This is a genomic window from Streptomyces sp. NPDC101132, from assembly GCF_044759225.1.
Lineage (GTDB): Bacteria > Actinomycetota > Actinomycetes > Streptomycetales > Streptomycetaceae > Streptomyces.
Genome location: NZ_JBIVYX010000020.1, coordinates 24716 through 45180, shown reverse-complemented (window position 1 = coordinate 45180; position 20465 = coordinate 24716). Strand labels below are relative to the sequence as shown.

18 protein-coding genes are annotated in these 20465 nt (G+C 75.1%); 6 read left to right on the top strand and 12 right to left on the bottom strand.

The annotated features are described in order from the left end of the window. Positions 1-14: 14 nt before the first annotated feature. Positions 15-1013 carry an SDR family oxidoreductase gene (locus ACIQUR_RS32735; RefSeq protein WP_403672423.1) on the top strand — a complete coding sequence of 333 codons (999 nt, stop codon included), beginning with the start codon at positions 15-17 and terminating at the stop codon, positions 1011-1013. 35 nt (positions 1014-1048) lie between these two features. Here the strand turns inward: ACIQUR_RS32735 and ACIQUR_RS32730 are convergent, their stop codons facing one another. Next, a complete protein-coding gene (locus ACIQUR_RS32730; RefSeq protein WP_403672421.1) occupies positions 1049-4498 on the bottom strand; it encodes an NB-ARC domain-containing protein in 3450 nt (1149 codons plus the stop codon). Positions 4499-4755: 257 nt separating this feature from the next. Here ACIQUR_RS32730 and ACIQUR_RS32725 point away from each other — a divergent pair, with 257 nt between their 5' ends. Continuing rightward, the gene (locus ACIQUR_RS32725; RefSeq protein WP_403672418.1) at positions 4756-5346 is read left to right on the top strand and encodes an SMI1/KNR4 family protein; all 591 of its coding nucleotides are present in this window, start codon (positions 4756-4758) and stop codon (positions 5344-5346) included. 125 nt (positions 5347-5471) lie between these two features. On the opposite strand, the gene ACIQUR_RS32720 is transcribed toward ACIQUR_RS32725, so the two are convergent. Continuing rightward, positions 5472-6305, bottom strand: coding sequence for an enoyl-CoA hydratase/isomerase family protein (locus ACIQUR_RS32720; protein ID WP_403672415.1), 834 nt, complete (start codon positions 6303-6305; stop codon positions 5472-5474). Between the two features lie 91 nt (positions 6306-6396). Next, positions 6397-7128, bottom strand: a complete 732-nt coding sequence (locus tag ACIQUR_RS32715; protein ID WP_403672412.1) for a PIG-L deacetylase family protein — start codon at positions 7126-7128, stop codon at positions 6397-6399. Between the two features lie 52 nt (positions 7129-7180). Here ACIQUR_RS32715 and ACIQUR_RS32710 point away from each other — a divergent pair, with 52 nt between their 5' ends. Then, entirely contained in the window at positions 7181-7981 is an 801-nt protein-coding gene (locus tag ACIQUR_RS32710; RefSeq protein WP_403672409.1) for an MBL fold metallo-hydrolase, read from the top strand. Positions 7982-8028: 47 nt separating this feature from the next. On the opposite strand, the gene ACIQUR_RS32705 is transcribed toward ACIQUR_RS32710, so the two are convergent. After that, complete coding sequence (locus ACIQUR_RS32705) at positions 8029-9330, bottom strand: alpha/beta fold hydrolase (protein WP_403672406.1); 1302 nt, start codon at positions 9328-9330, stop codon at positions 8029-8031. A gap of 200 nt (positions 9331-9530) precedes the next feature. Further along, positions 9531-10616 (bottom strand): S-(hydroxymethyl)mycothiol dehydrogenase, encoded by a 1086-nt coding sequence (locus ACIQUR_RS32700; RefSeq protein WP_403672403.1) that lies wholly within the window; start codon positions 10614-10616, stop codon positions 9531-9533. 127 nt (positions 10617-10743) lie between these two features. Between ACIQUR_RS32700 and ACIQUR_RS32695 the strand changes: the two genes are divergently transcribed. Then, positions 10744-11034, top strand: coding sequence for a hypothetical protein (locus tag ACIQUR_RS32695; RefSeq protein WP_403672401.1), 291 nt, complete (start codon positions 10744-10746; stop codon positions 11032-11034). Between the two features lie 27 nt (positions 11035-11061). Here the strand turns inward: ACIQUR_RS32695 and ACIQUR_RS32690 are convergent, their stop codons facing one another. Both ACIQUR_RS32690 and ACIQUR_RS32685 read right to left on the bottom strand, forming a co-directional pair. Then, positions 11062-11334 carry a hypothetical protein gene (locus tag ACIQUR_RS32690; protein WP_403672398.1) on the bottom strand — a complete coding sequence of 91 codons (273 nt, stop codon included), beginning with the start codon at positions 11332-11334 and terminating at the stop codon, positions 11062-11064. A 31-nt stretch (positions 11335-11365) separates the two neighbouring features. Beyond that, positions 11366-11698, bottom strand: coding sequence for a response regulator transcription factor (locus ACIQUR_RS32685; RefSeq protein WP_403672395.1), 333 nt, complete (start codon positions 11696-11698; stop codon positions 11366-11368). Positions 11699-12202: 504 nt separating this feature from the next. Here ACIQUR_RS32685 and ACIQUR_RS32680 point away from each other — a divergent pair. Beyond that, positions 12203-13270: an N-acetylmuramoyl-L-alanine amidase gene (locus tag ACIQUR_RS32680; RefSeq protein ID WP_403672392.1), complete on the top strand. Its 1068-nt coding sequence runs from the start codon at positions 12203-12205 to the stop codon at positions 13268-13270. A gap of 46 nt (positions 13271-13316) precedes the next feature. Further along, the gene (locus ACIQUR_RS32675) at positions 13317-13733 is read left to right on the top strand and encodes a hypothetical protein (RefSeq protein WP_403672389.1); all 417 of its coding nucleotides are present in this window, start codon (positions 13317-13319) and stop codon (positions 13731-13733) included. Here the strand turns inward: ACIQUR_RS32675 and ACIQUR_RS32670 are convergent. The 5 genes from ACIQUR_RS32670 to ACIQUR_RS32650 form a co-directional block, all read right to left on the bottom strand. Then, the gene (locus ACIQUR_RS32670; RefSeq protein ID WP_403672386.1) at positions 13637-15556 is read right to left on the bottom strand and encodes an ABC transporter ATP-binding protein; all 1920 of its coding nucleotides are present in this window, start codon (positions 15554-15556) and stop codon (positions 13637-13639) included. The genes ACIQUR_RS32675 and ACIQUR_RS32670 overlap by 97 nt on opposite strands. An 88-nt stretch (positions 15557-15644) precedes the next feature. Beyond that, on the bottom strand, positions 15645-16886 hold the full coding sequence (locus ACIQUR_RS32665) for a helix-turn-helix domain-containing protein (RefSeq protein ID WP_403672384.1): 1242 nt from the start codon (positions 16884-16886) through the stop codon (positions 15645-15647). A gap of 205 nt (positions 16887-17091) precedes the next feature. Beyond that, on the bottom strand, positions 17092-18732 hold the full coding sequence (locus tag ACIQUR_RS32660; RefSeq protein ID WP_403672381.1) for a peptide-N4-asparagine amidase: 1641 nt from the start codon (positions 18730-18732) through the stop codon (positions 17092-17094). 162 nt (positions 18733-18894) lie between these two features. Continuing rightward, positions 18895-19722: a tyrosinase family protein gene (locus ACIQUR_RS32655; RefSeq protein ID WP_403672378.1), complete on the bottom strand. Its 828-nt coding sequence runs from the start codon at positions 19720-19722 to the stop codon at positions 18895-18897. A gap of 164 nt (positions 19723-19886) precedes the next feature. Then, the gene (locus ACIQUR_RS32650) at positions 19887-20276 is read right to left on the bottom strand and encodes a tyrosinase cofactor (RefSeq protein WP_403672376.1); all 390 of its coding nucleotides are present in this window, start codon (positions 20274-20276) and stop codon (positions 19887-19889) included. Positions 20277-20465 lie beyond the last annotated feature (189 nt).

Here is a 20465-nt window from a genome sequence, read left to right as displayed (position 1 = left end):
CTATCGATGCGCGCATGGAATCCACGGAGCACGGTCCGGCGGCGCACCCGCCGCAGCAGCCCCTGCCCGGCCTGCCGGCCCCGCCGCCGCTCGGCGCCTCCGCCCTGCCCCCCGGTACGTACCGGGGGCGGACGGTGCTGGTGACGGGCGGCGGCACCGGCCTGGGCAAGGCCATCGCCGCCGAGTTCGCCCGGCTCGGCGCGCACGTGGTGATCGCGGGCCGTAGGGCGGGACAACTCCAGCAGGCGCAAGCCGAGTTGGCCCGGATCGCGGCCGGTGCGGAGGCCGGCGGCCCTGGCCGGGCGGACGGGGGCGGTGGGGACACGGGCCGCGGGGACACGGGCGGCGGCCGGATCACGGCCGCCGTCTGCGACATCCGGGACCCGGAGCGGATCGCGGAGGTCTTCGACGCCGCCGTGGCCGGCTCCGGACTGCCGGACGTCCTGGTCAACAACGCGGCCGCCAACTTCCCCGTACCGGCGGAGGACATGTCGCCGAACGCGTGGCGCGCGGTCGTCGACACCACGCTGACCGGCACCTGGCTGACGACCCGCGAGTTCGGCCGCCGCCACCTGGCCGCGGGCACCCCCGGCTCGATCGTCAACATCGGCGCCTCGTACGCCTGGACGGGCGGCCCCGGCTTCGCGCACAGCGCGGCCGCGAAGGCCGGGGTCAAGAGCCTGACGGAGACCCTGGCCGTCGAGTGGGGCCCGTACGGCATCCAGGTCAACGGCCTGGTCCCGGGCCTGGTCCCGCATGCCGACATGACCGCCGACATCCGCGCCGGCCTGGCCCGCGACGAGGGCCCCGCCGCCCTCCGCCAGCCCGCGCTCCGCGTCGGCCTCCCCCGCGAACTGGGCTGGGCCGCGACCTTCCTGGCCTCCCCGTACGCCTCCTTCATCACCGGACACACGCTGGTGGTGGACGGCGCCAACTGGCAGCGCCGCAGCCTGGTCAACCCGGAGGTCACCCCGCTCCGCGAGCAACTGGGGCGGGGGCCGTTCAGCCTGTAGGGGGCGGGAGGTCCACCCCCGTGGCGGCAGGACCTTCACCCCGTGGCGGGCGGGCCGAGGAACCCGAAGAGGTACAGCCCGCCCGAGCCGCACACGGCGAGGTCCCGGCCGTCGGGATGCCAGGCGCAGCCGACGAGCGGACGCTCCGTCCGCAGGGCCGTCACCGCCCGGCCGGTGGCCGCGTCCCAGACGCGGACGGTCGCGTCCCCGCCCACGGAGGCGAGCCAGGCGCCGTCCGGCGAGAACGCCACCCCCTGGACTTCGCCCTCGTGCCCCGTCAGGGCGTGCGTGCGGGCCCACGTGGCGGTGTCCCTGATCTGTACCGTGCCGTCCGCTCCGGCCGAGGCGAGCAGACGGCCGTCCGGCGAGACCGCCAGCGCCGGCACTGCTCCCGTGTGGCCGGGGAGCGGCGGGCCGGCATGCCACGTACCAGGCCCGGAGGGGCCTCTGGTCCAGACGCGGACGGCTCCGTGCAGGTCCCCCGCGGCGAGCCAATCCCCGGCGGGGCCCGCGGCGACGGAGCGGCACGCCGCCGCGGGCGCGGGCGGTGTCGTCACGCGCCGCCACGGCCCGGGCTCCCAGACGGCCACCGTTCCGTCGGTGAGGGCCAGCGCCAGCCAGGAGCAGTCCGGGGCGAGCGCCACGTCGTAGGCACTGTCCGGGAGGTCGGTGTGGGTGCCCGCGACCGTGTCGTGGACCCGCGTCTGCCGGTCGCCGCCGACGGACACGATCAGGCTCCCGTCAGCGGCGACGGCCACCGCGTGGACGGCGTGGAGCACCGTCCCCGCGTCGCGGCCCCGGTCCGGCGGGCCGGCGACCGGTACGACCTCGCCGACGCGGCCCGTCAGCCAGGCGCCGTCCGGGGAGAACGCCACGGCGTACTGCGGCTCGGCGGCGCCGGCGGCCATCCGTCCGGCGAACCCTCCGCGGACCCCCCAGAACTGGATGGTGCCGTCGTGGGAGCCCGTGGCCAGCCAACTGCCGTCCGGGGCGACGGCCAGCGCCCGGTTCCAGGCGTCGCGGGCACGCACCGTACCGAGCGGGGTCCCCTGCGGCATCGCCCGCAGGTGTACCCCCTCCGCGTCGTCGACGGCCAGCCACGATCCGTCCGGAGCCAGTGCCATGCGGTCGGTCCGCCCGTCGTCCTCTGCCACGCCGTGCCACCCGTCCCCCTCAGAACCGTGTCGCTCCGCCGTGCCCGGCGGGCCGGCGAGGGGGTCGTCCGCGACGAGGACCTCCAGCGCCCACCGTGCGCCGCCCGTGCTCGCGACCGGTATCCGCCGCCAGTCGGCCGTGGACCAGAGCCGGAGCGTCGGGCCGATGCCGGTGGCGAGGCGGGAGCCGTCCGGGGACAGCCTCAGCCCGGACACCGGTCCGTCGGTCGCGATCACGCGGAGGGGCCGCCACCGGCGCGGCTCCCAGACCCTCAGGACGCCGTCGCCGCTCCCGGTGACGAGCCAGGCGCCGTCCGGGGCGAAGGCCGCTCCGTTGACCGGCCATGCGCCCCTTCTGGCGGCGATCCGGGCGCCCGTCACCGCGTCTCGGATCCGCATGCGTCCATTGCTGTCGGCGATCACCAGCACCCTCCCGTCGGGCGACAGCGCCAGCCTGATCAGCGCCGTTCCGTCTCCGGACCGCAGGACCCGCACGCACCGGCCCGACTCCAGGTCCCACAGCCGGATGCTGCCGGCCCGGTCCGCGCTCGCGAGCCGGCTGCCGTCCCCGGACACGGCCATGCACTCGATGGAGCCCGTGTGGCCCGTGAGCGTGCGCAGCAGCAGGCTGTCCGGCAGGTCCGGGAGGTCCCAGCGGTTGCAGAGGAGGGGTCCGGCGCCCGGATCGTGCTGCCTGACCAGGACCTGCTCGCGCCAGAGGGGCTCGTGGGCCAGGCGGCTGTGCAGGGTGGCGGTCAGGGCGCCCGCGGGCTCCAGCGGGGCGAGCAGGTGCGCGATGCGGTCGAGGTCCCGGGCGACGCGGGTGCCGGTGCCGGTGGGGACGCGGCGGGCGTCCTGCCAGGGGGCCGAGGGACCGCGCTGGTGCAGCCGGGCCTCGACCCAGCGGAGATCGGCGACCAGCGCCTCGGCCCGGTCGGTGCGGCCGGCGGCGAGGAGGTGCTCGACGAGGTGGTCCAGCAGGTAGCCGTCGGTGGTCTCCCAGGGGGCGGGACCGGCCTCGTCGGCCAGCAGGGCGTGCAGCCGGCGCAGGTCGGCCTCGCCGAGTTCGCCGCGCAGGTAGTCGCGGAGCACGTCGTGCAGGGTGAGCCGGCCACCGTCAGCGGGGGTGAGGGAGACGAGCGAGAGGCGGTGCAGCCGCCCGCAGAGGGTACGGGTCGCGGTCTCGTCCAGCCCGCCGGTGACCGCCCAGAGGCGGGCGACCAGGGCCACCGGTACGGTCTCGTCCTCGACGAACACCCCGAGCTCCGCCAGGCGTCGGGGCCCGCCGGCGGGCAGCAGCGTGGTGGCGGCCTCGACGGTGGCACGTACGGCCGTGGAGCGCCGTACCGGGTCGTCGAGGTCGAGCGCCGCCACCGGTCCGGGCGATTCGCCCGCGGCGGGGCCGTGCGCGGTCAGCCCGTCCAGGGCCGCGCGGGCGGCGGCGGTCGGGTCCGCGCCGGCGGCCACCTGGCCGGCGACCAGCCGGTTGGTGAGCCGGAGCAGCAGTGCCCAGCGGCCGGTGGCGCGCAGCAGACCGAGGGTCAGTTCCTCGGGCAGCGGCGGGAGTTCCGAGGTCAGGACGGCGCGGGCCTGGGCGGCGGTCATCTCCCCCACCGTGACGCGCCGGGTGCCGGGCGGCAGCAGCTCCGGGACGCGGGTGGTGACCAGGCGCACGCAGGTGCGGCCGCCCTGGAGGAAGGGGGTGAGCTGTTCCTCCTCCCACACGTCGTCGAGCACCAGCAGGGTGCGGGGCCGCTGGTCCAGCAGCCGGCCGAGGTGCCGGCCGGCGAGGCCGGGGTCGTCGAAGGTGCGGGTGTCCCCCGTGACGTAGTGGGTGACCTCGGCCACCTTGGCGGCCACCGCCGCCCGGCCGCGGACGTCCCGGCCGACGGTGACCACGTACACGCGGTCCCGGAACCGCCTGCGGACGCGCGGGTGCGCGGAGACGACCCGGGCCAGGACGGTCTTGCCGAAGCCGCCGTCGCCGTCCAGCGAGGAGGTGAGGGCCACCGTCCCGCGGCGGTGCCGGCGGCAGACCGCGGCGACCGCACGCGCGCCCTCCGCCCGGCCGACCACCCAGTCCGCCACGTCCTCGGGGGCCGGCGGCGGGGGGTCACCGGCGACGGCCTGGGGCCGCTCCTGGCGCCAGGCGGTGAGCAGGGCGCCGGCCAGGGCCAGGGCCCCGAGTCCGCCGACCCACCACCAGGGCCGCTGGCGGATCTGGTCGAGGGCGCCGGGCCACCGCTCCTGCGCGGTGGCGGCGTTGGCGGCCAGCGAGGCGAGCACGGCCACCACGGCGGCGACCCCGCCGAGCAGAACCCCCCTGACCACGCCCCGCATCCACACCCCCGAACCCGAAGATAACGGCCCCGCGGAACCCGCCGCAGCCGTATCCGCACCACCGCCCCGGCACCCGTCGGGGCGGCCTGCCTCCCCTGCCGCCGGCCGGGTCCCGGCACCGGCGGCCCGGCCCGGCGCCCGCCGCCCGCCACTCGGCGCCCTTCACTCGGCGCCCGGCCCGGTCCCGGCGCCGTGGCCGCCCTGCCGCCTTGCCTCCCCTGCCGCCCGCCGGATCCCGGCACCCGTGCATGATGGCCGGCATGAACACGGAAACCTGCGGCCCGGCCGAGCTGGCCGCCCTGCGTGAGATCTTCGCTTCACGGCCCGGCGCCGCGCCGCCGGCCGGGTGGGAGGCGGTGCGGTCGTTCGAGGCGGAGCACGGAGTGCTGCTGCCCGAGCCGTACCGCACGTTCGTGGCGGAGGTCTGCGACGGTCTGCCCGCCGGACCGCCCCACTACGGCCTCCTCCCGCTGGCGGAGACCCCGCAGGACTGGGGCGCGGACCGTCCGGAGCGCCTGCTCGCCGAACCCTTCCCGCTCACCGGGGCGTGGCTGTGGGAGGAGGACGACACCGTGGTGGAGCTGTCGGTGGAGGAGTTCGAGGCCCGTACGGCCACCGTGTTCGACCATGGTTCGCTGCTGCTGGGCACCGACGGCTGCGGCATGTACTGGCACCTGGTCGTCACCGGCCCGCAGCGCGGCCACGTCTGGCAGATCGCCGGGGAGGGTGCCCTCCCGTTCGGCCCCGACGCGCCGGACGCCCTCATGCCCGGCACCCCCGGCTTCACGGGCTGGGCCGCTCACTGGGCGTCCGGCCGCGACTGGTTCCCCGACGCCTAAGGCGGGCGGCGGCCGGGCGGGGTGTCCCGTACGGGCGGAATGCCGTACGCGTGGGGTGTCGTACGGGCGGGGTCGTACGGGCCACGGGCCGTACGGGCCTGCCGGGGCGGCGCCGGCGGTGTCGGTCAGTGGCCGCGGAAGTACGGGGGGCGGCGGGTGGCGGCGGCCGTGTAGCCCTCCCGGCAGTCGTCCGAGGTGAGGGTGAGGGCGGCGGTCATGGCCGTACGGTCCAGGGCGGCCGGGAGGCCCGCGTCGGCGAAGGCGTCGACGGAGCGCTTGATGCCCTGGACGGCCAGCGGGGCCTGGGCGGCGATCTCCGCGGCGAGGTTCCGGGCGGTCGCGTCCAGTTCGGCGGCCGGCACCACCTGCTGGACGAGGCGGAGCCGTTCGGCGGTGGCCGCGTCGATGCGGCGGCCGGTGAGGGCCAGGTACTTCGCCCAGCCGGCGCCGGCCTCGCGGGCGATCCGCAGGTCGCCCCCCGCGTCGACGGCCACGCCGAGCCGGGCCTCGGGGAGGGCGAAGACGGCGTCGTCGGCGGCCACCCGGATGTCGGCCATCAGCGCCAGTTCGAAGCCGAAGCCGAGGCAGTAGCCCTGGACGGCCGCCACGACCGGCTGCGGCAGCCGGGAGAACACGGCGAACCGCTCGTGCACCCAGCGGATGCCCTCGTAGTAGTTGCGCGTGCGTGCGGCCGCCGAGACCCCGGTGATCGCACCGCCGGGGGCGGTCACGTCGATGCCCGCGCAGAAGGCCCGGCCCTCGGCCCGCACCAGCACGGCACGGACCGAGTCGTCAAAGCGGATCCGGTCGGCGAGCAGCCCGAGCTGCCGGGTCGACTCCCAGCTCCAGCCGTTGAGCTTCGCGGGGCGGCAGAGGGTGAGGACCGCGAGGTGGTCCGCCACGTCCAGGCGGATGCGCTCCTCACCCTCGGCGATCTCCGTGCCGATCGTGTCGATCACGTCGTTTCCCCCTCCGCCCACCTCATGTGACGAACCGTCAGGGTAGGGGGAAGCGTGACGCGAGTGAAGGGCCCGGCCGGCCCCGCGGCGGTCAGCGGGCGAACACCTCGAAGGTGACGGCCGGCCGGCCGCCGAAGCGCTCCGCCGCGCGCTCGGCGCTCTGGGTGAGGAAGGTGCGGCAGTACGTCTCGGGGTCCTCGTCCGTGAGCACCTCGATGTACGCCCGGTGTTCCAGCAGGGACTTGACGGACCGTTCGAGACCCGGCGTCGCGTCGGCCGCGTGGGTGGGGGACGAGGAGCCGGCGATGGCGACCCAGCGCACGCCGTTCCAGGGCTCCAGGCCCTGCTCGGTGAGTTCGGGGAAGATCCAGCGGTTGCCTGCGTCGGCGGCCGCGTCGAGGGTGGCGCGGCCCACCGCCCGGTGGTCGGGGGTGTTCCAGGCGACGCCGCCCCAGGTGTCGCGGTGGTTGAGGGTGATGACGAGTTCGGGGCGGTGGCGGCGGATCGCGGCGGCGATGTCGCGGCGCAGGTCGAGGCCGTACTCGATGATGCCGTCGCGGTGGTCGAGGAACTCGACGGTGGAGACGCCCACGACCGCGGCGCTGGCGCGCTGCTCCGCCTCGCGCAGCGGGGCGCAGGTGGCGGGGTCGAGGGTGTCGATGCCGGCTTCGCCGCGGGTGGCGAGGACGTACACGACCTCACGGCCGCCGTCGGTCCAGTCGGCGATGGCGGCGGCGCACCCGTACTCGAGGTCGTCGGGGTGCGCGACCACGGCGAGGGCGCGCTGCCAGTCGGTGGGCATGGGCTTCAGCTGCTCGGTCATGATCCGCACAATAGGTCAGCCGACGATGTGATTCCCGTACTCAGGAGACGAGTTGGAGATTTCCCTGCCGGGCGGACCCGTGGTGGTCCCGCTGTCCGACGCATCGGGCCTGTTCGAGTCGACCACCCTGGTGCGCACGCTCTTCCCGGGGGCGACGGAGGAGGACTGGGAACGGGCCGCGGCGGCCGATCCCGAGGCCTTCGGGCCGGACGGGACCTGGCGGCTCGAGTTCCGCTGCTTCGCGGTCCGGCGCCCCGACGGCGGGGTGACGATGGTGGACGCGGGCGTCGGTCCCGCGGACGCGCCGGCCGCCGACTGGGCCCCGGTGCCGGGCCGGCTGCCGGAGATCATGGCGCGGGCCGGCATCGCGCGGACGGACGTGGACACGGTGGTGCTGACCCACCTGCACGGGGACCACGTGGGGTGGGCGGTGGGGCCGGACGGCGAGCCGTACTTCACCGAGGCCACGTACCTGGTGCAGCGGGACGAGACCGAACCGCTCGCGCCCGGCGCGCCCGCGCTGACCCGGGTGGTGGAGCCGCTGCGGCGGGCGGGTGCGCTGCGGGAGCTGGCGGGACGTCACCGTATAGGTTCACATGTGACGTTGTTCCCCACTCCCGGGCACACCCCCGGCCACCAGTCCGTGCTGGTCGAGGGCGCCGGCCGGGACCTGGTGCTGACCGGCGACGTGCTGGTGCACGCCGTGCAGTGGGTGAGCCCGGAGGTCCCGTACGTGTACGAGAGCGACCCGGTGCCGGCCCGCGCCTCGCGCGAGGCCCTGCTGGAGCTGGCCAGGAAGCGGGGCGCCCTGCTCGGCACCCCGCATCTGACCCGCCCCTTCGTCGAGCCGTAGCCGCCGCGTGCCCGGCGCCCCCACCGGGTCCCCGACGCCCCGCGCGCTCAGACCTCGTCGCGTACCAGCGCCAGCAGCCGGTCCAGGACCCGCGGGCCGCCGGCGCGGACGCCGTCGTGCTCGAACTCGTCGGTCACCCAGGTCCGCAGCCCCCTGATCGACCGGGCGGTGTCCAGCGAGTGCGCGGTGTCGACGTACATGTCGTCGTGGTACACGGCAGCGGCGACCGGCACCCGGTTCGCGGCCAGCCGCGCCCGGTCGTACAGCGGCCGCCAGCCGGTGCGCGCCGCGAGCAGCCCGGCCGTCTCGCGCAGCGGGGCGAGGGCGGGGTCGGTCTCGAACAGCCAGGGGTGCACGGTCTCGCCGGTGAACAGCAGCGGTTCGTCCCCGGCGAGGGTCTTCTCCGCGTCGAAGCGCGGGAATTCGGCGCGGACCCGCTCGGCGGCCCAGTCGGTGGGCCGGCCGGGGTCCTGGGCGTAGATCGCCTCGTGCAGCAGCGCGTACAGCGGGTGTCCGGCGTACGAGAGCGCCGCCCGCACGCCCTCCAGGAAGGCGTCCGACAGTTCGTGCCCGGACGGCGTGCGGACGAAGGCCCCCTCCAGCAGGTAGTGGAGCTGGTGGCTGCCGTCGGCCACGCCGAGCATCAGGCCGAGGGACTGGAAGGCCTCGGGCGTGAGCCGGAACCCGCCGGGCAGCACCGGCCGGCGCTCGGCGAGGTGCGCGGCGATGCGGCGGGCCCGCTCGACGTCCATCGGGTAGCGCTCGTAGTGGGCGAGGTTCTTGCGGGTGATGCGGGGGTACGCGGCGCGGTACACGTCGTCGGCGGTGGCGTCCAGGGAGGGCAGGCCGCCGGTGATGAGAGCGGTGTGGATGCCCTCGGGCGCGGTGGACAGGTAGTGGGTGGTGCAGAAGCCGCCGAAGCTCTGGCCGAGCACGGTCCAGGGCGCGCCGCCGGTGAGTCCGGGGCGGATGGCCTCGCAGTCGCGGACGATCGAGTCGGCGCGGAAGTGGGCGAGGTAGTCGGCCTGTTGGGCCGGGGTGCCGCGGAGGGGAAGGGTCTGCCGGTTCGCGGGGGTGGAGCGTCCGGTGCCGCGCTGGTCGAGGAGGAGGACGCGGTACTCCTGCGTTGCCCGGCCGAGCCAGGCCTGCCGGCCGGTGAACCGCCGGGCGCCGAAGCCGGGGCCGCCCTCCAGGTAGAGCAGCCAGGGGAGGCCGGCCGGGTCCTTCCCGGCCGCCGTCACCTCGCGGGCGAAGAGTTCGATGCTCTCGCCGCCCGGGTCGTCGTGGTCGAGGGGGACGGTGAAGTGGTGGTCGGTCAGGACCACGCCCGGCTGACGGTAGCGGTGCATGAGGGGTTCCTTGGTGGGGCGGGAGACGGGGGTGGACGGTGGTGCGGTGAGGTGTGACATGGCGCGCAGGGTCGTGCGGGGCCCGGGCGCGCGGACGTGCGGCGGGGAGCGGCGGGGCGGTGGAGCGGTGGAGCGGTGGAGCGGTGGAACCGGCGGGGCCCGCGGGTCGCGTCCCGCCGGCCCCGCCGTCCGTCACCGGGTCAGAACTGCACCACGGAGCGGAGGACTTCGCCGCGCTCCATGCGCGCGAAGGCCTCCTCGACCTCGTCCAGGGCGATGGTCTCCGAGACGAAGGCGTCGAGGTCGAGCCGTCCCTGGAGGTAGAGGTCGATGAGGACGGGGAAGTCGCGTTCGGGCAGGCAGTCGCCGTACCAGGACGACTTGAGCGCGCCGCCCCGGCCGAAGACGTCGAGGAGCGGCAGTTCCAGCTTCATCTCCGGGGTGGGTACGCCGACCAGCACCACGGTGCCGGCGAGGTCCCGGGCGTAGAACGCCTGCCGATAGGTCTCCGGCCGGCCGACGGCGTCGATCACCACGTCGGCGCCGTTGCCGTCGGTGAGGGCCTGGACGGCCTTGACCACGTCGTCGGTGCGGCCGTTGACGGTGTGGGTGGCGCCGAGGGTGCGGGCGAGGTCGAGCTTGCGGTCGTCCAGGTCCACGGCGATGATCTTCGCCGCGCCGGCCAGACGGGCGCCGGCGACGGCGGCGTTGCCGACTCCCCCGCAGCCGATGACGGCGACGGAGTCGCCGCGGCCGACGTTGCCGGTGTTGAGCGCGGCGCCGAGACCGGCCATGACGCCGCAGCCGAGGAGCCCGGCGGCGGCCGGGGAGGCGGCCGGGTCGACCTTGGTGCACTGGCCGGCCGCGACGAGGGTCTTCTCCGCGAAGGCACCGATGCCGAGCGCCGGCGAGAGGGGCGTGCCGTCCTCCAGCGTCATGGGCTGGGAGGCGTTGTGGGTGGCGAAGCAGTACCAGGGGCGGCCGCGCCGACAGGACCGGCAACTTCCGCAGACCGCACGCCAGTTCAGGATCACGAAGTCACCGGGGGCGACGTCGGTGACGCCGGGTCCGACGGCCTCCACGATCCCGGCCGCCTCGTGGCCGAGCAGGAAGGGGAACTCGTCGTTGATGCCGCCCTCGCGGTAGTGGAGGTCGGTGTGGCACACGCCGCAGGCCTTGACCTGTACGAGCGCCTCGCCGGGCCCGGGGTCGGGGACCAGGATCGTGGCCGTCTCCACCGGTGCGCCCTTGCCGCGCGCGATGACACCTCGTACGTGATGCGTCACAGTACAACCACCTTTGTCAGCTTCGACCAGGACTTTCGAACGTATCAGCCGCCCCGGGCCCGGACGATCCCCCTACCCACCCCGACCCGGATTCCCCCCATCCCGACCGGGCGTGTTGGATGACGGCATGGCACGACGCAGGAAGGCCCCCCGGCCGCCGTTCGCGCTGCCGCGCGGCATCCTCCTCATGGCGAGCCCGCGCGGCTGGCGGCACAGCCTCACGACCGCCGACGGGGGCACGGTGTGCGGCGGTCTGGTGGGCGTTCCCGCGGACGCGCCCGCCGCCGCGGCCCGCGAAGCGGCGGCCGACCTGGTCGCCTCCCTGGCCCGTGACTTCCACGGCACGGAGGTCACGGTGGTCTGGCACCCGCCGGCCGCTCCCGACGCGTGGACCGCCGACGTCATCCCGGCGGGCTGACCCGGGGGCGCCCGGGGCGGTCGTGTGTCAGGGGGTTTCCGTGGGGCGTTGGTGGCCGCAGTGGAGTTCGGTGCCGGACGCGTCGTGGACGCCGGCCGGGTGGCCGACGTTGGAGTGGACGCTGATGCCCCGGGCGTGGACCGTGACCTCGAAGGGGGCGACACCGGCCGGGTCGGCGAGGTCGGTGTCCGAGCTGACGGTGAAGCGCTCGCCGGGCTTCAGCCAGTAGTCCTCGCCGAGGGGCTCGACCCACAGGGTGAGCGGGGCGCCCGTGTCGTTGTCCACCGTGATCTTCTGCATGACCGCAGCGTACGGCGGCTCCGGCGGCTCGTCAGAGGAGGCCCTGGTCACGGGCGTAGAGGGCGGCCTGGGTGCGGTCGCGGAGCGAGAGGCGGGTGAGGATGCGGGAGACGTGGTTCTTCACCGTCCCCTCGGTGAGGCGCAGGCGTGAGGCGATCTCGCGGTTGGTGGCGGCGGTCTCCCCGGTGAACGCCTCGACGGCCCCGGGCACGCCGAGACCGAGCGCGAGCAACACCCCGCCCACGGCACCGAACCGCTGGAGGCCGGGGCTGGGTACGGGGTGCCCCGCGGGCGCGACGGATGCCGTGGGTCCGGACACCGCGACGAGGTCGGGCGCGACGGACACGGCCGGTGACGCGGACACGGAGGGCGCCCCGGACACGACGGGGACCCCGGACACACCCGGTGGCGCGGACCCGGCCGGTGTGGCGGGCGAGTCGGGCGTGGGGGTGCTGGGAGGGGTCATGGGCGGCGCTCCAAGGCGTCGGTGTTCCTGTTCCGGACACGCCCGACCGTAGGAAGCGGCGGCCCGCCGGCCCCAGTGCCGGCCGGCCGGATCGTGAGCCGGAGGTCACGGGTCGCACGGCCATCGGTCATGTGCCGGTCGTACCGTCCCAGCGGCGCTGGGCCGTTCGGCCGACCCCGCGTCACCCGTCCCGGGTGTCCCAGGGGTCCCATGGGACGACACGGGACGTCCCACACGGCGATCTGGCTTGTCCGGAACCGGTCTTGATCTCTAGCGTGCTGACGCGTTGGCGGACTGTCCGGACACGGGGGTGTCGGACATCCCGCTCAAGCCACGGCGGATCACCCGTATGCCTCGCACCGGGTGAGCCGCCGTCCGCTCTTCCACGGAACGGAATCGCACATGCTGCCGACGCTGCGACCCCTGCTGCGCCGCCGGACGGTGCTCACGGGTGCCCTCTCGCTGGGGGCGCTGGCCGCCCTCGGGACGCCGGGAAGGGCCTGGGCGGCGGGCGCCCCGGAGATCACGGACTGTGACTCCTGGGGCGCCCGGCAACCGACCAGCCCCGTCCGGGTACTGCCCACCTCGCCCGAGAAGATCGTCGTCCACCACACCGCGACCCCGAACGTCACCGACTACTCGCAGAAACGCTCCCTCGTCCTGGCCCGGGCCATCCAGAACTACCAGATGGACACCAACGGCTGGATCGACACCGGCCAGCACTTCACCATCAGCCGCGGCGGCTACGTCACCGAGGGCCGGCACGAGAGCCTCAACTCCCTCCTCAGCGGATCCGAGACCGTCGAGGCCGCGCACTGCACCGGCCAGAACCGGGTCGCCATCGGCATCGAGAACGAGGGCACGTACAGCACCGTCGAGCCCCGCGCCGAGCTGTACGAGGCCCTGGTCGACCTGTGCACGTACATCTGCCGCCAGTACGGCATCGACGCCTACCAGATCTACGGGCACCGGGACTTCAACGCCACCGCGTGCCCGGGCGACCGCCTCTACGCCCTGCTCCCCAAGCTCCGCTCCGACGTCGCGGCCCGGGTCGGCGGCGACCCGGTGGGACCCATGTGGACGGTGCTCCGGCCGGGCGACACGGGCGAACGCGTCCGCATCCTCCAGCACCTGCTCCTCCAGCACGGCGCCCAGGTCCCGGTCGACGGCACCTTCGGCCCGGCCACCGAATCCGCCCTGCGGGCCTTCCAGACCCGCAACGAGACGGTCGTGGACGGCGTCGCCGGCACCCAGACCTGGAACCAGCTCAGCACCCCGGTCTCGCAGGGCGCCGCCGGCCAGGCCGTACGGGCCATGCAGGGCAGGCTCCACTCGCTCGGCTACGACACCCCCGTCGACGGCCTCTTCGGCCCCGGCACCAGATCCCGCGTCACCGCCTTCCAGAAGGCCCGCAGGCTCCCCGCCGACGGCACCGTCGACGCCCGCACCTGGAGCCGCCTCCTCGCCTGACCCCCGCGCGGTTCGGGCAGCGGCGCTCGAAGGAGGGGGCGGTCCGATGACGCTCGAGGTGAGCCCGGGGCAGGGGATCCCGCCCCGGGCGGCCTGGTTGCTGGAGCAGGCGCGCCGTGGCGGTGCGGCCCTGCTGACCGTGGACGGCACGGTGGTCGTGCCGCTGCGGGCCGGGAAGGGGGACCGGGCTGGCTGCTGCCCGCTCCGGGGACACACCCTCGGCATCGACGGAGGCCTGGGGATGGCGTTGCGGGCGGTCGCGCTCGTCGGCGGCGAGCCGGGCCGCCCGCGTACCCCGTGCCGGGCGTGCCGCGAGTGGCTGTGGGAGCGGGTGCCGGACCGCGGCCGCGACGGTGACGTCGAGGTCTACTGCGCGGACCCCGAGGTGTCCGCGGTGCTGGTGGCGGACGCCGGGGGGTTGTCCGCGCCGCCCTCGAACTGGGTGCGGTGGAGTTCCGCGTAGCGGCCGCCGGCGGCCAGGAGGTCTTCGTGGCGGCCGCGTTCCACGATGCGGCCGTCCTCGACGACGAGGATCTGGTCGGCGGCGCGCACGGTGGACAGGCGGTGGGCGATGACCACGGCCGTGCGGCCTTCCAGCGCCTCGGCGAGCGCTTCCTGCACGGCCGCCTCCGAGGTGGAGTCCAGGTGTGCGGTGGCCTCGTCGAGGATGACCACGCGCTGCCGGGCCAGGAGGAGGCGGGCGATGGTGAGGCGCTGGCGTTCGCCGCCGGAGAGCCGGTAGCCACGCTCGCCGACGACCGTGTCGAGGCCGTCGGGCATGCCGGCGATGAGGCCGTCCAGGCGGGCCCGGCGCAGCACCTCCCACAGCTCCCCCTCGGTGGCGCCGGGGCGGGCGAGGAGGAGGTTGGCGCGGACGGTGTCGTGGAAGAGGTGGCCGTCCTGGGTGACCATGCCGAGCGTGCCGCGCAGCGAGTCCGCGTCCAGGTCGCGCACGTCGACCCCGGCGATCCGTACGGTGCCCTCGTCGGCGTCGTAGAGCCGGGGCAGCAGCTGGGCGATGGTGGACTTGCCGGCGCCCGAGGAGCCCACCAGGGCGACCATCTGGCCGGGTTCGGCGCGGAAGGAGATGCCGCGCAGCACCTCGGTGCCGCCGCGGGTGTCGAGGACGGCGGTCTCCTCCAGGGAGGCGAGGGACACCTTGTCGGCGGAGGGGTAGCCGAAGCGGACGCCGTCGAACTCCACGGAGACCGGGCCGTCGGGGACGGGCCGGGCGTCCGGCTTCTGGGCGATGAGGGGTTCGAGGTCGAGCACCTCGAAGACCCGCTCGAAGCTGACGAGGGCGCTCATCACCTCGACCCGGGCCCCGGCCAGTGCGGTCAGGGGCGCGTACAGCCGGGTGAGCAGCAGCGCGAGGGCGACGACGGCGCCGGCCTCCAGCCGCCCGTCGAGGGCGAGGACGCCGCCGAGTCCGTACACGAGGGCGAGCGCGAGGGCGGAGACGAGGGTGAGGGCGGTGATGAAGGCGGACTGCGCCATGGCGGTGCGGACGCCGATGTCCCTGACCCGGCCGGCGCGTGCGGCGAACTCGGCGGACTCCTCGGCGGGCCGGCCGAAGAGCTTCACGAGGGTGGCACCGGGGGCGGAGAAGCGTTCCGTCATACGGGTGCCCATGGCGGCGTTGAGGTCGGCGGCCTCGCGCTGGAGGCCGGCCATGCGGCGGCCCATCCGGCGGGCGGGGAGCACGAACACGGGGAGCAGGACGAGTGCCAGGAGGGTGATCTGCCAGGAGATGCCCAGCATCACGGTGAGGGTCAGCAGGAGGGTGACGAGGTTGCCGACCACGCCGGAGAGGGTGTTGCTGAAGGCCCGCTGGGCGCCGATGACGTCGTTGTTGAGCCGGCTGACGAGGGCTCCGGTGCGGGTGCGGGTGAAGAAGGCCACCGGCATCCGCTGGACGTGGTCGAAGACGGCGGTGCGCAGGTCGAGGATGAGGCCTTCGCCGAGGTTGGCGGAGAGCCAGCGGCCGACGAGTCCGAGGGCCGCCTCGGCGAGCGCGATGCCGGCGATGAGCACGGCGAGGCGGACCACCGTGCCGGAGTCGCCGCGGCCGACGATGGCGTTGACGACGCGGCCCGCGAGCAGCGGGGTGGCGACCGCGAGCAGCGCGGTCGCCACGCTGACCAGCAGGTAGAGGCCGATGCGCCGGGAGTGGGGGCGGGCGAAGGTCCCGATGCGGCGCAGGGTGGCCCGGTCGAAGGGCCGCCGGTGGGTCTGGGCGTTCATCGTGCTGTGCAGCGACTGCCAGGCCGTGATCTCCATGTCCATGGCCCCGACGCTAGGACCTCAAGTCCGATTGAGGTCAAGGATTCCTCGAACGGGTCCTGCGGGAGGCGGCGGCGGGGTGCGGCGGTGACTAGGGTTTGACGCCGCCGAGCGGGGAGCACTCCTCTTCCTTCTGGGCCGGGATGGAGCCGCAGACGGTGATCGTCTCCCAGGGCTCCTGGGGGGTGACCGCGAGCATCCGCGTGTACGTGTCGTGCTCCATCCGGATGGCGGCCTGGTCGGACAGGCCCCGCCGGTCGCGGATGGTGACGGTGTCCCCGATGTTCCCGGCCTCGATGCGGCCCCAGACCGCCTGGCAGGCCGGGCTGTAGCGCAGCTGGATGCTCATGCCGCGCAGCCAGGTCTTGCGTACGGTCGTGGCGTCCCAGTGGCAGTCCATGGCCTGGGGTTCGCGGAGCAGGCAGGTGTCGCTCTTGCAGCCGGTCCTGACGGGGCCGGTGGGGCGGGGGGCCGGGGCCTCGGTGCCGGTGCCGGCGGTCGGGGTGGTGGCGGACCTCCCCTGGGAGCCGAACGCCGCGTGGGCGCCGCCGGAGGCGCCGACCACGCCGCTGAGGCCGATGACGGTGAGCACGCTGCCGAGCACGGCTCCGGCCAGGGCGCAGGCCGCCATCGCCAGGACGGTGCGGCGGCGGGCCCGCGGGGTGCGGTGGTCGTGGTCGGCTGCGGCGGAGGCCCCGGGTACGGGGTGGGGCGCGGCCGGTACGGGCACGGGCGCGGCGGCGTCGGCACCGGGCACCGGCACGGCGGCGCGCCCCGGCTGCGGGCCCGGCCCCGCCGCCGGCTCCGCAGCCGGGACCGGCTCCGGCGCGGACGGTGGCGCGGATGCCGCAGCGGCCGGCGGCTGGGGACGCGTATCCGACGGGCCCGTACCCGAACGGCCCGTATCCGAACGGCCCGTACCCGCAGCGCCCGTACCCGCAGCGCCCGTACCCGCCGCGGCCGCGGGATCCGACGGCACGCCGGGCGCGGACACCGGCTCCGCCTCCGCTGGTCGGGGGGCTGCTGCGCCCCCGCCCGCGGCGGCGGCAGCGGGAGCCGCGGCCGGGGCGGCGGGGTTCCGGTCGAGCCGGTCGAGGAGGGCGAGCAGCGGCCGCGGGTCCGCTCCGGCGGCGGTCGCGAACTCCTCGACGGCGACCCTGGTGGGCACCTGCTTGCCGTTGAGGAAGCGTTCCCAGGAGGAGCGGCTGTAGTGCGTCCTGTCCGCGAGCCGGTTGTAGCTGAGCCGCGCGGCCTCCTTCATCCGGCGCATCTCCGCGGACAGTTCGGTCTCCGGCCTTCCCCGCCCGGTGGTCCCGTCCGCTCCCTGTGCCATCTGGCGCGTCCCCTTTGAGTTGTGCCTGCTCGCCTGGCCCACCCCGCGAGCAGGCACAATTATGGGCCACCTGCCGGTGTGCCGGTGTCCGTGGCCGTTCCGGCACATGTGCTGGTCAGAGGGCTGCAGGAGCGCCCCCTGCCCCTCCGCCCCGGGCACCGCGGCCGGGGCGGAGACCGACCGCGGGGGCCGGGGTGACCAGCCGTCAGCAGCCGCTGCTGTCCTCCACGAGGACGCCCTGGGCGGTGCGCAGGGTGTGGTCGTAGCAGCCGTCGGGGGTGCGCAGGCGGTAGCGGTCGGTGGTGGTGCCGACCGCGTGGCGCTGGTCGCGCGGGACGCCGTACGTGTAGGTGGCGTCGCCGGTGTAGGTGTGGTCCAGGCGGGTCCGGGAGGCGGGGCGGCCGGGACGGTACACCGTGGTGTCGGCGCGGTCGCCGAGGCCGAGGACGGTGCGCAGGCGGCTGTCGGCGCCCAGGGTCGTCTCGCCGTCCATGGTGTGGGTGCGGGCGGTGCGGGTGGTGACGCCGCCGGTGGTGACGGTCTCGTCGTCGCGCCACTCGGCGGTCAGCGCGTCGCGGTCCTCCCCGTCGGTCCACGTGTGCGCGGAGGTGTGGGCGAGGGTGCGGGTGACGGTGGTGGTGACACGGCCGTGGGAGGTGTCGAGGTAGCCGGAGACGGTGAGCGAGTGGCCGCCGGTGGTGTCCAGGCGGTGTGGTGAACCGGCCGTGTACCGGGGGGTGTTGACGGGTTCGGTCTGCTGGTGGCGGGTGAGGGCGCCGGTGACGGTGCGGCGGCCGTGGTCCTGCCAGAGCAGCAGGTTGGCCGGGACGCTCCAGCCGCTCTGCCCGGCCGGGACGCCGGCCACGGAGACCTCGACGGCGTGCGGGCGGCCGTCGTTGAGGAGCGCGGCGAAGGGGGTGAGGTCGTAGGTGACGGGCTGGACGTCGAAGGCGCGGGGGCCCGGGGTGACGTACCAGAGGAAGGGGTTGGACCAGCCGCCCGTCCAGACGGTCGGGAAGGGGGCGGCGATGCCGGCGAGCCGGCCGTCGACCGAGATCCGGACCTCGCGGTACGGGCCTTCGGCCGCCTTGCAGGAGTACGGGGCGGCGTCCGGGACGGTGAGGTACCAGTATTCCTCGCAGCCGCCGCCGGAGCCGGTGGCGTACACCTCGGCGAGGAGGCGCTCGGTGTTGCGCGGGGTCGTGACGGGGGCGGCGGTGACGGGCAGCACGCGGTCGGGGACGGCGCGGTCGGTGCCGCGGGCGGTTCCGGGGGCGCCACCGCCGGTTCCGCGGCCGGGGCCGGCGGCCGGGCGTCCGGTGTGGAAGGTGAGGGTGACGCGGACGTCGAGGACGCCGGTGTAGGTGTCGTTGACGACGTTGCCGATGAGCATCTCGACGGCGCCCGGCCGGCGGAGGGTGTCGGTGTACCGGGTGACGTCCTTCTCGACGGACCAGGTGATGCCGTCGGGCGAGGGCTGCGGGGTGGAGGTGCGCAGGATCTCGACGCCGTCGACGGTGAGGTTGCCGAGGCGGTCGTACTGGCGGCCCTTGACCTTCCCGTCGAGCCGGAGCACCACCTTGGCCCAGGGACCCGGGCAGGCCTCCGGGGGTGTGTAGCTCCCCCGGTACGGCGTGAAGTCCCGGAACTGCGCGGCGGCGAGGGTGACTTCGCAGGAGCGGCCCGCGGGCCGGGTGAGGGGCGGGTCCGCGGTGATCGGGTCGTGCCAGTCGGTGCCGAACTCGGCGGGCGGGGTGTCCGCCCGGGCGAGGGAGGCGCCCGCGAACAGCGAGCCCGCCACGAGGGCGAGCCCGCTGATCATGCTCATGATCCGCTGTCGTCTCATGGGCCCAGAGTGAAGCGCGGACGCCGGTGCGGCGCCAGGGGGCGGGGCGGGGGTGGCGGATTCGCTCCCCCTCCCGCGGACCCGCCCCCGGCCCCGTCCGGTCCTTCCCCGGCCCGTCCCGGCCCCTCCCCCGCCCCTCGGGTTCGTCCCGTCAGGCGGGTGTCACGCCGCCGTGTCGAAGGTGTAGTGGCGGGTGTGGTCGAGCATGTCGGACGGCGTGACGTTGTTCCACGGCCGCATGGTGTCCTTCAGGTCCACCACGTTCGCGGTGCCGGCCGCGGGCCGGTACGTCGAACCGGGGTGCAGGCGCTGCCAGTCGGCCCACAGCTTGTCGATGTAGGCGTGGTGCAGCCAGAACACCGGGTCGTTGGGCGAGGCGCCGGTGGCCATCTGGCCGCCGACCCAGACGTGCACGCGGTTGTGGAGGTTGACGCCGCGCCAGCCCTCCAGGTGGTTGCGGAAGCCGTTGGAGGCGCTGTTCCAGGGCGCCTCGTCGTACGTGGCCATGGCGAGCACGCTGTCCACCTCGGCCTTCGTCGGCAGCTGGGCCACCGAGGAGGCGAGGGCGCGGCGCAGGTAGGGGCGGCCGTCCACGCGGACGTTGAGCTCCCACTTGCCGCCGGAGTACGCGAACGGGCCGTCCATCACCTGGCCGTCGCGGGCGCGGCCGTTGCCGCCCATGAAGTCCGGGGCCCAGAGGGAGGCGCGGGTGGTGCGGTCGGTGCTCCAGTCCCAGTAGGGCAGGGCCACGGTCGGGTCGACGGCCTGGAGGGCCTGCTCGAACTCCAGCAGGAAGCGCCGGTGCCAGGGCAGGAAGGAGGGCGAGCGGTGGCCGACGCGGTCGCCCGAGTCCGTGTCGCTCATGATGAAGGAGTTGTGGGTGCTGACGAAGGTGTCGTAGGTCCCGGCGCGCTTGAGCTCCAGCACCGCGTTGACGAATCGCTTCTTCTCGTCGGCGGTCAGCGTGGCCTGGTTCTTGCGTATGGTCACTGGTACGTCCCCGTGTCTTTCTGGGGTGGTGCGGTGGTCGGTCGGTGGTGTGCGGGGGTCACGTGGTCAGGGTGTCCCGCATCGGCAGGCCCCGGCCCGGGGCCGGCGGTCGGGCGGTCCCGGTCGGGCGGTCCCGGTCGGTCCGCCGTCGGGCCGTCAGGCCGTCAGGCGGTGGCGAGCGGCACGAGCTTGGCGCCCTGGAGCTCGACCACGGCGGCCCGGGCGAGCGAGCGCAGGTCGCGGTAGGTCTCGTAGTGGTTGACCACACTGATCCAGGTGCCGTCGGCGTTGCGCATGATGTGCAGCTCCTGGCCGTCGATGCGGACGGAGTGGCCGCCGCCGTGGTCGCCGTGGTGGCCGCCGTGGGCGGTCGGACCGCCCTGGATGCGGCGGCCCTTGTAGACCTCGTCGAAGGAGCCGGGCGCGGTGTGGCCGGTGTGGTCCGCGTGGTCCGCGGAGCCGGCGGCCGCGGCACCGGTGGCGCCGGCCACGGCGAGCGCGGCGGCCGCGGAGGCGGTGACGCCGAGAGCGCGGCGTCGGGTCATGACGGACATGGGTGTCCCCCCTGGTGGTACGTGGTGGTACGGGTTTCCGGCGCCGCGGTGTGCTTGTCGTACGCGGCGCAAGGCGATGAGTACCAGCGGGTGACGGCGGCCCGGAAACGGCGGCCGGCAGGTTGGCCGCGATCCGGACATCACCCCATAAGTTGTCCATGCAACCATTTCGGGGATCTTGCGGAGGAT